Below are 13666 nucleotides of genomic sequence, written 5' to 3'. Positions count from 1 at the left end.
GTAAGTGCCCGTTAGACGACTCCGGGGAGGATCGAGAAGAAGGCGTACGCGAGGATCGTCGACATCGACGGGCCGATGATCCACATGGAGACGTACTTGATGATCGCGCGGGGGTTGAAGAGGTCCTCACCGCGAAGCACCTCTTCGGGCTCCGGGTCGCCGATTCTGGGGGCCGTCTCGCCGGCTTTCTCCTCGGCGACGATGGCGCCCAGTTCGATCTCGGGGTTCTCCACGTCGCGGGTGACAGCCTCGCGGACCGTGATCGGACGGGTTGCCCGGCCCCAGCCGATGCCGACGATCGTCATCACCGTCGCCATCACGAGGCTGATCGGGATGCCGGCCCATGAGAGCACCGTCGTGATCGTGGACGCAGTTACCATGACGAACAGCGCCGCGAGCAGCGGGATGTCGCTCAGTTCGCCGCCGACGGAGTCCATCGTTCGCCGAGCGATCGTGAAGCCGCCGAGGCCGATCGCGAGCGTGGCGACGACGATCGCGGTGTCGGGTTCCAGTCCGCTGGCGGTCCCGACCAGCGGTGCGGCGGCGTTCGGAACGTTGCTCGCGCCGGCGCTAAACGCCATGTAACAACCGATGACGAGGACGGCGACCGTCGTGACGAGTTCCTGCCAGGTCGTGTTCGGACCGAGCGCCGGCGTCGGAACCGCGCCTTGCCGATCCAGCCGCAGCAACGGTCCCTCGGACTTCTCGATCTTCACTCGCCGATTGATCCATGAATAGATGTAGCGACCGATCAGCACACCGACCCAGAGGCCGATGATCGGCGTGACGATCCACCAGGAGATGATCCCCGCGATCGTCACGTAGTTGAGCGTCCCGGTTGCCAGTCCGAGGCCAGCGATCGCACCGACGGTCGTCATCGACGTCGGGACCGGGACGCCGAAGATGTTGGCGACGAGCATCCCCAGGCCGATGAAAAAGAGGACGGCGACTCCAGCAGTCAGCGTGAGGTCAGTCGTGATGATTCCCTCGCTGAGCGTGTCCATCACGTTCCGACCGACGGTCCAGCCCCCGAAGAAGACGAAGAAGGTCATGACTGCCGCCGCCATAGTCTTCGTCACGATCCCAGCGCCGACGGACGGACCCCACGTGATCCCCGTCGACGAACCGCCGATGTTGAAGCCGACGAAAACCGACGCGACGACACCGACCAACAGCACGGTTTCGACCATCGATCCACGGTACACTGCTGTCGGCCAAATAAGTGGGGGAATTGCGTGATACGTTGTCCGGTTGATACCGATATCTCGCGGTCTCGATCGCTGATTGTCCGTACGGTAGCAACCGAGAACAGATTCGATAGCTGTCACGTGTCGGTCAGACGGTCGGCTGTATCGCGAAGGTATAGCCGATTCCGGCGGCCCTGATTCCGCAGCCAGCCGACGGCGGGACGGCGTTCGGGCTCGAGTCGGCCGGACCGTCTCCACTGAAGGATCGACTATCGCGTCGGAAAGTGTTCAACCGGTGATCTATCGTTCATCCACCCCTCAGACGCCCCAGAAGAACACGATACCGAGTACGGTCACGATCGACAACAGCAGTTGCAGCGGCGCACCGATTCGAAAGTAATCGCCGAACCGGTAGCCGCCCGGGCCGTAAACGAACAGGTTCGTCTGGTACCCGATCGGCCCCAGGAAAGCGGTGCTCGCGGCGAAAGTCACCGCCAGCACGAACGCGAACGGATTCGAACCGATACCCGCCGCCGCTGCCGCTGCGACCGGAATCAGAAGCACGACGCTGGCGTTGTTACTGATGACCTCCGTGAGGAGGCCGGTCAGGATGTAAAACAGCCACAGCACGACGATCGTCGGCAGAAATCCCGCCGACTGGACGACCATCCAGGCGAGATACGCGGCCCCGCCGGTCTCCTCGAGTGCGATCCCGAGCGGAATCACGCCTGCCAGCAGAAAGATGATGTCCCACTCGACGGCGTCGTACAGTTCGTTTGGCTCTAACACGCCGGTGACGACCATCGCGACGACGCCCGCGAGCGCGGAGATCAGGATCGGGTAGAGTTCGAGGGCGGCGACGGCCACGACGGCGATCATGATAGCGACGGCAGCCGGTGCCTTATCCGCGCGGTAGTCCGGCCGGGGCGGTTCGCGGGCGACGATCACGTCGTCCCGACGGGCGAGTCGATCGAGCGTGTCCGGCGGTGCCTGAACGAGCAGCGTATCGCCGACATCGAGGCGTTTGCCGACGATGCGCTCGGCGACGAGTTCGCCGTGGCTCCGCAGTCCGAGAACTGCGGCGTTGAACTCCTCGCGGAACTGCTCGGGGTCGAGGCGTTCACCGACCAGCCTGGAATCCAATGAGACGACAAGTTCCGTGAGGATACCCATCTCGTCGTCCGTCGAAAGTGTCGCCGTCGGCTTCGGACTGCCGACGAGTTCCAGACCCGTGGCGCCCTCGAGCGTCGCGATCGCGTCGCGGTTCGTCCTGACGACCAAGACGTCGCCCTCCCCGAGAGCGGTCGCCTGGCGAGGGGCGATCGACCGCGTCCCGTCGTGGATCACCTGAACGACGTCGACCTCCGAGCCGAGCGCCGCGGTCGCATCGCGGACCGTCCCGCCGACGAGTGGCGAGCCCGGAACGACGGCGACGTCGGCGATGTAATCGCCCAGGTCGTACGCCTCGAGATAGTCGGCACGCGGCGGGACGCGTTCCGGCAGGAGGTAGTGGCCGGCGAAGATCAGGTAGAGGCTCCCGACGACGACGACGAGGAGACCGAGGCGCGTGAACTCGAACATCGAGAACCGATGCAGTTCGGGGTATTGCGTGCCGAGACGGGCGCTGACGTCACTCGCGAGGATGTTCGTGGACGTCCCGATGAGCGTGAGCATGCCCCCCATCTGCGAGGCGTACGAAAGCGGAATGAGGAGCTTCGACGGTGACGTTCCCCCTCGATTTGCGACGTCGGTAACGACCGGAACCATGAGCGCGACGACCGGCGTGTTGTTCAGAAACCCGGAGACCGGACTGGACGCAGCGACGGTCGCGAACAGTTGCTTACGCAGGCTGTCGCCCGCAAATGTGGCCATCCGCCGGCCGACTTCCTGAACGAGTCCCGTGCGGCTGATTCCACCGCTTAGAATCAACATCGCCAACACCGTGATCGTCGCTTCGTTCGCAAAGCCCGAGATGCCGGTTACGGGATCGATTCCCGTCCAGGGCTCGAGGACGACGAGCACCACGATAAGCAGGATCGCAGTCACGTCGATCGGCAGGCGCTCGGTGAGGAACAGGACGACCGCGAGGGCGACGACGCCGAAGACGACGAGCGCGTCGGTCGTCAGTTCGGGCCGGGTTGCGGTCGTCTGTGCGAGTAACACGCACACCGGCAGGAACATAGCGAGTTCCACACCGACCATACATGTAATATTTCTGTTGGGAACGAACACAGTGTAGAGACGATGGTCGTCCGACGAAACCGTCGCCTTTACTCGCGACGGCCACGGTCACAGGGATATGACGAGCGAGACAGACGAGGGCTCGGACCGGCCCGAGTCGTTCGAGGTAATTCCGGCGGTGGACATTCAGGGGGGCGAAGTCGTTCAGTTAGTTCAGGGCGAACGCGGAACGGAAACGGCCTACGGCGACCCCGTCCAGGCTGCAAAGCGGTGGGTCGATGCCGGTGCAACCACGCTTCACCTCGTCGACCTCGACGGCGCGTTCGAGGGGCAACGAGCGAACGCCGAGGCCATCGACGCGGTGATCGATGCCGTCGACGTTCCCACGCAACTCGGCGGCGGGATTCGCACGGCGGACGAGGCCGTCGACCTGCTCGAGCGCGGCGTCGACCGCGTCATCCTCGGCACCGCAGCGGTCGAGAACCCGGACATCGTCGGCGAGATTAGCGAGGAGTTCCCGGATAGCGTGGTCGTCAGCCTCGACGCGAAAAACGGCGAGGTCGTCGTCGAAGGATGGACCGAGAGTGCGGGTATTTCGCCCGTCGAGGCTGCCACGCGGTACGAGGACCTTGGCGCTGCCGCGATTCTGTTCACGAACGTGGACGTCGAGGGACAACTCGAGGGCATCGCGACCGACCCGGTTCGGAAACTCGTCGCGGCGACCGACGTCCCCATAATCGCAAGCGGGGGTGTAGCGACGATTGAGGACGTCGAAGCGCTCGAGGCAGTCGGCGCGTCCGCGGCGGTCGTCGGCAGTGCACTGTACGAAGGAAAATTCACGCTCGAGGAGGCACAGGCCGCAGTCGACGACCACGAGTAGTTCATCCTCGACTGGCGACCCGCCCGCAAGCACGAGACGATGGAATCTGTAACCGCGACCCGTCTGCCGCTGGTGTCGGCCGCTGGATCGGTAGACGGGCCCGGGTTCGAAAGCGACGATGCTGACGAAACTGGCCGGATCGAGGTCTAGCCAATGAACTCGAGAAGGGCGTTAACTTCGGTTGTATCCGTGACCCAGATAGAGCGCGAAGACGTTAGCCACCAGCAAAATGGAAAACGTCAGCGTCACTGACGGATCGCCGAGGCCCTGTGCGAGGAGGGGGAGGTGCACGAACGGCAGCATGATGGCGACCCAGAACGACAAAAACTGCGTCGGGCCTTTGAGTGAGTGGACTAAACGGCGGCGGCGTCCGGGTCGTGACTCCGCCTCAGGGGAGGACGAAGCGATCGATTCGTTCGAAAGGGGGGAGGGATTGGACATCAGGTCGGGACACCTCTTCTCGATATCAACATTCAATCCACAGATCATATAATGGGCTGAATATTGGCGCCGTTTCGGCCCGTTTTACCCCGACTAGTCCGAGAAATAGCGATTTTTATACTCGTTTAAAACCGTTCAAACCTTTTAATACCTCCTCTCGTCGGGTATCTCGATTCGTCTCCAATCGAGGGCGAACCCGCCGCGACTGTCGCGAACCGAGCGGTCTCGTCGCGACTGACGCTACCCGCAGCAGACGGACGGCGACGAGCGGAATCCCCTTGTACCGGGGGCAGCATTGATCCGTCATGAGCGAGCGAACGGCAACCGTCACGCGAGAGACGGCCGAGACGTCGATCGAGTGTACGCTCGAGATCGACGGGAACGGAGCTGCGACGATCGACACCGGAATCGGCTTCTTCGATCACATGTTGACGTCGTTCGCCAAACACGGACTGTTCGATCTCGAGATCGAGTGCGACGGCGACCTCGAGATCGACGACCACCACACGGTCGAAGACGTGGCCATCGTCCTCGGCGAGGCGTTCGACGACGCGCTCGGCGATCGCTCGGGAATTGTCAGATACGCCGACCGTCGGGTTCCGCTCGACGAGGCCGTCGCCAGCGCGGTAGTCGACGTAAGCGGGCGGCCGCGCTTTTACTTCGACGGGAACTTCTCCCAGGACTCGGTCGGGGGGTTCACGAGCGACATGGCGCGTCACTTCGGGGAGTCGCTGGCGATGAACGCTGGTCTGACGCTTCACCTCGACGTTACCGGCGAGAACGCACACCACGAGGTCGAGGCCCTGTTCAAAGCGGTAACCAGGTGTCTCGACGACGCCACGCGAATCGACGACCGTCGGGACGGAACGCCGAGTACCAAAGGCACCCTGTAAACTACCCCGCCCTACTCGCTCCCTTCCACCTTGCGGCGGTCGGTCACTCCTCGAGGACGGGGCTTTACCGCGCCGACATTGTGCCCCGTGACCCCATGCATGGACGTGGCCCGGCTTCCTCTTACCGTCCTTGCCTCGGCGTGGGCGCGATTTTATACGCCTCCCACTCCAACCGAGGCTGGGATCGTCCCGCCGATTTACTTCCCGGTGTTCTCACGCTCTCTCCCCAAGCGGGGAACGGGACTTCCACCCGTTCGCGGTCGTCGTTCCCGAGTATTGGGTGCGTGTGTATCGCACCACGGGAGCCAGTCTACTGGTGGCTCCTACCGACCCCGACGTGTGCGAGGACGGCAGTAAATATTGATGTGGTTTCGGGCGTATTAAACGTTCTCGAACGGGTTTCCCCTCCTCCCTACTCACTTCGTTCGTTGCGGAAGGAGGCTCCACCCTACCACTTGCTGAATCCTCGCCGCCCGAACAGATGAGACGGGAGCTTCGAACGGCCCGTACCCGGCCACACGATACGACACGACAGGTCGCAAATTCCCGTCTCTACCACGTCCTCGTACCCGTCTCTACCACGTCCTCGTACCCGTCTCTGACTTCGTCCTCGTCCGCGACTCGTGTGCGGAACGAACGGTGTATGCTCGCCTCGACTACGGCCGAACGAGCAGTTCCCGTTCCTCGTCGAACTCCCCGTTCTCGACGGCGTAGTCGACTATCGTCTCGACTTCGTGTTCCTCGAGGTCGTACGCCCCCGCCGCCAATTCCTCGACGGCGCTGCGTTGCATGGGGAAATGACGGTTTCGAAGGAGCCGAATGACCTTGCTGTAGGCAGCCGGTTTTCGGTTCGTCGACTCAGTTCCCGTCGATCCGACCTCAGCAATCCCGTCATCGGTCGGCGACTCGGTGGCCGACGCTGACCCATGGTCTTCCTCTGCATCGGTTCTCGCGTCACCTTCAGCTCTCGCGTCATTCCCGGTTCTCGCGTCACCCGCAGCTCTCGCGTCATTCCCGGTTCTCGCGTCACCCGCAGCTCTCGCGTCATCCCCGGTTCTCGCGTCACCCGCAGCTCTCGCGTCATCCCCGGTTCTCGCGTCACCCGCAGCTCTCGCGTCACCACGGTCAACCATCTCGGGTTCATCACCGACCGTTTCCACGTCGGTTCCGGCCGTGGGATCGGTGCGCTCGAACGTGATCCCGTCCTCGAGTACCGACTCGGCGGCAGCTTCCGTGTTGGGATCGGAATCCGTTTCAGCGTCGAATCCGTCGCTGGCGTTTGGCTCGGTAGTAGTCGAATTCGAGCGTGAGGTTCGACGTCGTTTTTCCGTCGATTCGTCCGCCGTCGCGACGGCGGATTCCGTCTTATCGGTCCGTCCGGCTCCGGACACCTTCGACTCTCTCGTTTCAGTGTGGGACTCGGTCTCGGCGCCGGCACGAGCGAGCAGCGGTTCGATCAGCGCTTCGAGTCGGTCTTTGCAGTCGGAACAAAGCACGACGCGGCGCTGTTCGGTCTCGGTCGGTTCGAGTTCAGGCGGAACGATCTCGAACGCGCCGGCAGCGGTGGCACCACAGAAATCACAGCTCCGGAGTTCGCGCATAGTCTCGTCTCTCCGATGGAGAATAAAAAAGCATCTGCCAATTCACTCCGCGAGAAGACGAAACGACACTGCCCTGCAAGCGGCGCCGATTGAGCGATTCGATCGGGAGAATCACCGACCATTATACTGCGGCGCCCGTAGAGCCAACATCGAATGTTCGACGAGATCATGGAGAAGTTCGAAGGGTCACCGAGCCAGCAGGCCGTCATCCGTCTGCTGCTCGAGCGGGGCTTTTCGGTCAACGACGACGGCCGGGTCGTCTCGGGCGGGATCGAGATTCCAAACACCGGAATCGCCCGCGAAATCGGCGTCGACCGACGCGTCGTCGACTCGACGACCGACGTCATCCTCGAGGATCCCGAGCTGCGCCGAATTTTTCAGAACATTTCGCAGGTGCCGAGCCTGATGGATCTGGCTCCCGTACTCGACCTGACGGTGCTGGCGATCGCCGTCGACGATGCCGAACGGGAGGGGATCGTCGCCGAGATTACGGGAACGCTGGCCGACCACGGGATCTCGATCCGGCAGACGATAAGCGAAGACCCGGAGTTCACCGACGAGCCACGACTGTATCTGATCACCGACGAGAACCTGCCGGGCGACGTGATCACCGCGATTCGCGATCTCGGATTCGTCCGGAAGATCGAACTCCAGTGAGGGCGTCGGTAGACGCAGGGGTCACTCGTCGCCGACCGGTTCGCCGCTATCGTCGGTATCACCGTCGCCATCGGGATCGACGGCATCCGCAAAGTCGTCGAGAACCGACGCGAGTGCGCTCGTCAGCTCCTCGAACCGCTCGATCGACATATCGTCGGTCGTCACCCAGGCGCCGTGAGGCCCGCGGATCACCCGCGAGAGGAAGCCGTTCTCGAACATTCGGATCGTCGCCTGATACTCGCCGAGTTGCGTGTTTCGGTAGGCCGACTGCGAGTGAAATCCTAGCCGCTCGTGGTCGGCGAAGCCGACGAGGTCCGCGGTCTGCTCGAGGTCCGAGCGGAGGTACAGCTGTTCGACGTCGTCCTCGGTGAAGTAGGTGATACTACGCAGTTCGTCACCGACCGTCGTTCGGCAGACGCTGTAAAGTTCGTCCGCAAGTTCAGAATCGATAGTCTCACCGTCCATAGGTGAATACACCACGTGGAAAAATAATAGCGTACGGGTCCACCCAAAACTGTCTCCGAAACCATCGGTTGCAGTTGCAAACGCGAAAGGAGAACCGACCGCACTCGACAGTCGGGGACCGACGCTCTCATTTCGCGGGCCGTCGTATCGATTCGCCATGGTGGGCTTCGAACCGCGGCCCGGACGGCGAGCCTCGCGGGACATGCGAGGTGGACCGCCGTGAGCCGCGCGTATCGAACCGTCGCGGAGCCCGCAACTGCCGCGTTCGTCGTTCAGGGCTCAGAGTTTATCGGCCACGTCCGACCCGTCGATTCCGTCCCGGCAGCTGAAGCGTTCGTAGACACGGTACAGACCGAGTACGACGATGCAACTCACAACGTCCCCGCCTATCGAGTGCGGGCCGATGGCGACGGCGACTTCCTGCGCGAGTACTCGAGCGACGAGGGCGAGCCCTCCGGTTCGGCTGGCAAGCCGGCGTTGAACGTCCTCACCCAGCAAGAACTCGAGAACTGCGCGGTCGTAGTGACCCGCTACTACGGGGGAACGAATCTCGGCGTCGGCGGTCTCGTCCGGGCCTACTCCCGGGCCGTCAAAGAGGCCACCGAGAACGCGGGGGTTGTGAAAGAACGACCCCACGAGCGCGTCGCGATTACCGTCGACTACGACGATTCGGGAACCGTCCGCTCTATTCTGGAAAGCGTTGGGTACGAGTTCGACGCCGACTACGAGGCGAGAGTCACCTTCGACGTCCGCGTTCCGACCACGGAGGGCGACGCGTTCCGTGATCGGCTTCGAAGCGCAACGAGCGACCGGGCCGAACTCGAGTGATCGAAGCGGGACCCGGTTCACCGGTAGTGACCGGTTCGGGGACGAGCGCCTACCGCGGGAGCAGACGGAATCCGTCGATTTGAACGCGCTCGAGAATCCGTTCGATATCCGTCTGTACGGCCTCGAGGTCCGCGACCTCGTCGCGGTCGAAGCGCACGTCGAAGAAGCCGCGGTCGAAGACGAGTTCGTCATCACGCAACCGAACGTGCGAGACGTCCTCCCACAGCACGATGGATCGCCTGAACGGCCGTTGTATGACGAGCCCAGCCTCGTGGACTCGGATCGCTGGCGTCGCCCCCATCCGTTCGAACTGCCATACCCCTTCGTCGACAGCGATACAGAGCCAGCTGATGGCGAATCCCGCCACTGCAATCGACGCCATCCACCGTCCGGACACGGCGTATTTCACCCCGTCCAACAACCATACGACGACGAAGATCCCGTACAGCCACGTGTTGCCCGGAGGCTCCCATTGCCACGTCGCGACCGGATCATCGTCGGTGATCGAATCGACGTAGCAGGTCTCCGCCAGCCGCACGGCGACCCAGCCCGCGACTGTGACGGCGACCGTGGAAGCGAGCGCGGCGACACCGACTCGAGGCTCGACTCCGCCGAGTGCTGCAGCGCCGGCGGCGATACTGAACGGAACGACCGAAAACAGAACCGTCACCCGTTGGTGCCAACGGCTGCCGAGGCGATCTGCGAGTCTGCCGTCGAGTCGTCCGATCCCGATTCCGACAAAAAAGCCACCCAGAAATCCACTGACGGCTACTCCAGCGACGGCGACAACCGACGCGTCCATAAAAGCCGTCCAAACCAGTACGAACCCGCCTACGAGCGCGCCGATGTATCCACCGAACGCGAGTCGAAACGCCGAATCGCGTGTTTCGGACGGTCGATCGGCGGTTAGGGGACTATCGATCGAACCACCACCATTCATTCCGTTGCTATCGTTCGCTGTTGCAATTTGTATTACGATCGGAAGGAAACGAGAGCGACCGATAGATGCAACAACTATACCCCGAGGGGTAGTCCGACCGGGTGATCGGTTCGACTGGAGCACTTCGCGACAAATTCAGCAGACGGGGGGCGGGTTCGACTGGAAACGGAGGGGTACAGCAAGGAACGTCAGTATAGGACGGATGCAGGGGCCATGAATATACGCGGGACACACGTACAGCCGCCTGTGAAGCGAAACGTCTGCGGATTCGACCGCCTCGGCCGCACCATCCTCGCAGCGATGCTACTACTGGTCGGGTATCGAAACCGAAATCGGACGGTCGGTACCCTTGCGTTCGTCGCTGGAAGCGACCTCCTCGCGACCGCGGTCGTTCAGCGATGCCCGATAAACGCACTGCTGAGGGTCGATACGTGCGGAACTAATCGATAATACCGCTGCGGGCGATGCGATCGAGATCCAGGATAGCGAGATCAAGAGTATCAGGGCCGAGGATACCGGGCCGGCGCGTGGGCCGGTCATTCGTCGGTCTCGTCGGGAACCGCATCGCCGTCGACAGGCGGGGCACCGATCGCGACGACGGAAGCCGGTTCGTCGGCATCGGCGGGATTGTACGCTCGGTGAGGCGCCTCGGGCGGGGCTGTGAACATCGATCCCGCCGCGACCCCGAACTCGCCATCCGGCGTCTCGACGTGCAACGTTCCCGAGCAGACGACGAACGCTTCCTCCTGAGTCTCGTGGTAGTGGTACGCCAGCGGTCGCTGTTCGCCCGGGTCCGCGTCGAAGCGATTGATCGCAACGCGATCCATTCCGGCCGCCTCGCTCAACCGACGGAGATCGCACGGACGATCGGCGACGTACTCGAGGTCGTCCGGATCGACGACTGAATAGTCCATAGGGGTCGATCCAAGGGTATCTGCAAAAATCCGTCGACGGCTGCGACGCGAGTCGGGGTCATCGTCGACGGTCACAAGCGGGTTCAGGCGGCCGACGATTCGACCGACGTGGTCTTAGGTCGTGCGGAACGCGCGGTCGCCGGCGTCGCCGAGGCCGGGAACGATGAAGCCGTCGTCGTCGAGTCGGTCGTCGATCGACACCGTCAACAGGTCCGCGTCGGGACACGCCTCGCCGACCCGGAGCAATCCCTCCGGTGCTGACAACGCCGAGAGGACGATCAGGTTCTCCGGTTGCGTCGCGTTCTCGACGACGTGCTCGAGGACTGTACACATCGTACTCCCCGTCGCGAGCATGGGATCGGCGATGATGACCGTATCCTCCTCGTGTATCTCGGGCAGTTTCACGTAGTCGACGGTGATCGGGAAGGACCCGTCTTCGTCGCGACCCGCCTCTTCGTCGCGGCTCGCGCTGATGACTCCCTGACGCGCTCGCGGGAACGCTTTCAGCAGTCCCTCGACGAACGGCGTTGCGGCGCGCAGGACGTTGACAATCACGACGTTGTCGAGTCCACGTACGCGCTCGCCCATCGTCATCTCGAGGGGGGTTTCGATTTCGACGTACTCCGTTTCCATTCGACCGTCGATGATTTCGTACCCGCAGATTCGGCCGAGTTTGACCAGGCCTTTTCGGAAGCTGACCTGCTCGGTCTCAACGTCGCGCAGTCGCGAGAGCGTGTCCTTCGCCAGTGCGTGGGTAACGAGATAGGCATTTTCCCGGTCTTCGATCGGCATATTCGTATGGCCACGCGCCGGGTAGTTCACAGTGTCGGTCGGCCGAAAGTGGAACCCTGCATCGTAATTTTGTGCGATCCGGCAGGTATCGAAATCCGGTATTGCGATCGCTAGTACAATATTACTGGCTCCTGTGTCCTGCCTGGGGACGATTTCGACCGTCCGCTGTTGTGCCGCGGTCTCGACGGCGGCCATCAGAAACGGTCGTAACAGTGGACCCGGTTTAATCGATCGATCGGTGTAGCCTCCGGTGCCCTATCACGGGCAGCTACTACCGATGAGCCACCAGTTCAACCAACAGCCACAGCACGGACAGCCGACGGAACAGTACGGATCGCAGCCAACTCAGTCGATGGGCGGCCAACAGATGCGTGGCCAATCGAGGGGCGGCCAACAGACAGGTGGGCAGTCGATGAGCGGGCAACGAACGGGCGGCCAATCGATGGGCGGGCAACAGACGGGCGGCCAATCGATGGGCGGGCAGAGAATACAGGGCCAGCAGTCGTTCGAGGACCACCTCACTAACGAACTCCGAATCGCTCTCGAGGATTTCACCGAACTGACGAACATCGCCGATTGGTGTGCGAAGGAGTGTGCATTGGAAGGCCCGCAACTCGCGACATCCGCACAGATCTGTCACGACATCTCGGAGTTGGCCGAACTCAACAAAAAGCTGATCGCGCGCGACTCGATGTTCGGGCCCGAAGTCGCGGATACGTTCATCAGGGTCGCGACCGAGAGCCTGCCCGAACTCCAGCAGTACCAGCAACACCCGCATATCTCCGAGACGATTTCGGCGATCGACCGAACGATCGATTCCTGTTCGACGGTCCTCGAGATGGTTGGCGGCGGCCAACAGATGGGCGGTCAACAACCGATGGCCGGCGGCCAACAGATGGGCGGTCAACAACCGATGGCCGGCGGCCAACAGCTTCCAACGCACGAAACAGGCCAGAGTCGCGGAATGAGCGGCCAGGGAACGGCCCGGAGCCAGGAGCAAAGGCAGCAGTACTAGCGTATACCGACTCGCCTCACCCATCGTGACCACCGACGTTCGACCGTGATCCACTCCCCTCCCTGCTGGCGACGGCAGAGAAGTTTATACTGATCCGCACGCTAACAATCGGCCAGCCGAATGGAAGAGAGCATTTCGGGGTTCAAGGTTCGCGGTGACTGGGGCGACATCGTCGAACACGGGGAACGCATCACACGCGCGCTTCAAGATGCCGGGGCTCACGATCCCGATCGATCCGACGGTGCGCAATATGCCCGCGCGTTCGAGGAGTGGGACGAGTGGCGTCCCAAGGCCCACGAGACCCTCGATTCCGATGTCAGTGAAAAAACCGCAGACCAGGCCAGCGTTGAGGAAGGCAAGGGTGAAAAGGCGGGCAAAAAGCCCGACGAAGACATCAAGACTGCCGGCGAAAAATTGTCCGAATCCTACGAAAAACTCGAGGATGACGACGCCGAGGCCGCCGTCGGCAATTGGAAGGAGTCGATCGATTACGTTGCGCGAGCAGCCGACTCCGCGGGGCGCAAAGCCCTGCGCCGAGTCGAAGACACGGTCTATCAGAACGTGATGACCCAGCTCGCGCCCTACTACTTCGATAACGAACTCGTCAGCGCAAACGTTCAGCAGTCGACGCGCAACGGCGGGAACGGTGAGCAGTTCGTCTTCGAGGTCAACGTCAACGATGACGACCTCAAAGAGGACGTCTCCGATCGGCTCGCGGAGTTCGAAGACGAGATCGACCGCTGGCACGTCGAGGTCGAAAAAGACACCGACGCCGCCGAAGCCATCGAAGGCGCAGAGCCACCACCCAAACCCGACGACAACTCCAGGTCGACGACGAACTGACGGGAAACGGAACCAACGAAACGGCGACG

The 13666-nt window shown here is 62.5% G+C and carries 15 protein-coding genes; 7 read left to right on the top strand and 8 right to left on the bottom strand.

Going from position 1 to position 13666, the window contains the following annotated elements; genetic code table 11:
- Window positions 1-11: 11 nt before the first annotated feature.
- Together HYG82_RS34510 and HYG82_RS34505 are read right to left on the bottom strand one after the other, a co-directional pair.
- Complete coding sequence (locus tag HYG82_RS34510; protein WP_179261728.1) at window positions 12-1190, bottom strand: inorganic phosphate transporter; 1179 nt, start codon at window positions 1188-1190, stop codon at window positions 12-14.
- Window positions 1191-1505: 315 nt separating this feature from the next.
- A complete protein-coding gene (locus tag HYG82_RS34505) occupies window positions 1506-3368 on the bottom strand; it encodes an SLC13 family permease (protein WP_179264522.1) in 1863 nt (620 codons plus the stop codon).
- Window positions 3369-3486: 118 nt separating this feature from the next.
- Between HYG82_RS34505 and hisA the strand changes: the two genes are divergently transcribed.
- Window positions 3487-4248 carry a 1-(5-phosphoribosyl)-5-[(5-phosphoribosylamino)methylideneamino]imidazole-4-carboxamide isomerase gene (gene hisA / locus HYG82_RS34500; protein WP_179261727.1) on the top strand — a complete coding sequence of 254 codons (762 nt, stop codon included), beginning with the start codon at window positions 3487-3489 and terminating at the stop codon, window positions 4246-4248.
- 171 nt (window positions 4249-4419) lie between these two features.
- Here the strand turns inward: hisA and HYG82_RS34495 are convergent, their stop codons facing one another.
- The gene (locus tag HYG82_RS34495) at window positions 4420-4689 is read right to left on the bottom strand and encodes a DUF8028 family protein (RefSeq protein ID WP_179261725.1); all 270 of its coding nucleotides are present in this window, start codon (window positions 4687-4689) and stop codon (window positions 4420-4422) included.
- Between the two features lie 305 nt (window positions 4690-4994).
- On the opposite strand from HYG82_RS34495, the gene hisB reads away from it, so the two are divergent.
- Entirely contained in the window at window positions 4995-5582 is a 588-nt protein-coding gene (gene hisB, locus HYG82_RS34490; protein WP_179261723.1) for an imidazoleglycerol-phosphate dehydratase HisB, read from the top strand.
- A gap of 656 nt (window positions 5583-6238) precedes the next feature.
- Here hisB and HYG82_RS34485 read toward each other — a convergent pair.
- The gene (locus HYG82_RS34485) at window positions 6239-7183 is read right to left on the bottom strand and encodes a hypothetical protein (RefSeq protein ID WP_179261721.1); all 945 of its coding nucleotides are present in this window, start codon (window positions 7181-7183) and stop codon (window positions 6239-6241) included.
- A gap of 153 nt (window positions 7184-7336) precedes the next feature.
- Here HYG82_RS34485 and trpY point away from each other — a divergent pair, with 153 nt between their 5' ends.
- A complete protein-coding gene (gene trpY, locus HYG82_RS34480) occupies window positions 7337-7840 on the top strand; it encodes a TrpY family transcription regulator (protein WP_179261719.1) in 504 nt (167 codons plus the stop codon).
- Window positions 7841-7861: 21 nt separating this feature from the next.
- Here trpY and HYG82_RS34475 read toward each other — a convergent pair whose 3' ends face one another.
- Window positions 7862-8305 carry a DUF7522 family protein gene (locus HYG82_RS34475; protein WP_179261717.1) on the bottom strand — a complete coding sequence of 148 codons (444 nt, stop codon included), beginning with the start codon at window positions 8303-8305 and terminating at the stop codon, window positions 7862-7864.
- A 219-nt stretch (window positions 8306-8524) separates the two neighbouring features.
- On the opposite strand from HYG82_RS34475, the gene HYG82_RS34470 reads away from it, so the two are divergent.
- On the top strand, window positions 8525-9133 hold the full coding sequence (locus HYG82_RS34470; protein ID WP_179261715.1) for an IMPACT family protein: 609 nt from the start codon (window positions 8525-8527) through the stop codon (window positions 9131-9133).
- Window positions 9134-9182: 49 nt separating this feature from the next.
- Here the strand turns inward: HYG82_RS34470 and HYG82_RS34465 are convergent, their stop codons facing one another.
- On the bottom strand, window positions 9183-9935 hold the full coding sequence (locus tag HYG82_RS34465) for a hypothetical protein (protein WP_235217698.1): 753 nt from the start codon (window positions 9933-9935) through the stop codon (window positions 9183-9185).
- 384 nt (window positions 9936-10319) lie between these two features.
- On the opposite strand from HYG82_RS34465, the gene HYG82_RS34460 reads away from it, so the two are divergent.
- Complete coding sequence (locus HYG82_RS34460; protein ID WP_179261711.1) at window positions 10320-10523, top strand: YgaP family membrane protein; 204 nt, start codon at window positions 10320-10322, stop codon at window positions 10521-10523.
- An 86-nt stretch (window positions 10524-10609) separates the two neighbouring features.
- Here HYG82_RS34460 and HYG82_RS34455 read toward each other — a convergent pair whose 3' ends face one another.
- Together HYG82_RS34455 and upp are read right to left on the bottom strand one after the other, a co-directional pair.
- The gene (locus tag HYG82_RS34455; protein ID WP_179261709.1) at window positions 10610-10987 is read right to left on the bottom strand and encodes a cupin domain-containing protein; all 378 of its coding nucleotides are present in this window, start codon (window positions 10985-10987) and stop codon (window positions 10610-10612) included.
- 114 nt (window positions 10988-11101) lie between these two features.
- Window positions 11102-11779: a uracil phosphoribosyltransferase gene (gene upp, locus HYG82_RS34450; protein ID WP_179264520.1), complete on the bottom strand. Its 678-nt coding sequence runs from the start codon at window positions 11777-11779 to the stop codon at window positions 11102-11104.
- 412 nt (window positions 11780-12191) lie between these two features.
- Here upp and HYG82_RS34445 point away from each other — a divergent pair, with 412 nt between their 5' ends.
- Together HYG82_RS34445 and HYG82_RS34440 are read left to right on the top strand one after the other, a co-directional pair.
- Window positions 12192-12794: a hypothetical protein gene (locus HYG82_RS34445; protein WP_235217697.1), complete on the top strand. Its 603-nt coding sequence runs from the start codon at window positions 12192-12194 to the stop codon at window positions 12792-12794.
- A 120-nt stretch (window positions 12795-12914) separates the two neighbouring features.
- Window positions 12915-13637, top strand: coding sequence for a DUF5828 family protein (locus HYG82_RS34440; protein ID WP_179261707.1), 723 nt, complete (start codon window positions 12915-12917; stop codon window positions 13635-13637).
- Window positions 13638-13666: the final 29 nt, after the last annotated feature.

Source organism: Natrinema halophilum (genome assembly GCF_013402815.2).
Classification (GTDB): Archaea; Halobacteriota; Halobacteria; order Halobacteriales; family Natrialbaceae; genus Natrinema; species Natrinema halophilum.
This window is presented reverse-complemented; position numbering and strand designations above follow the sequence as displayed.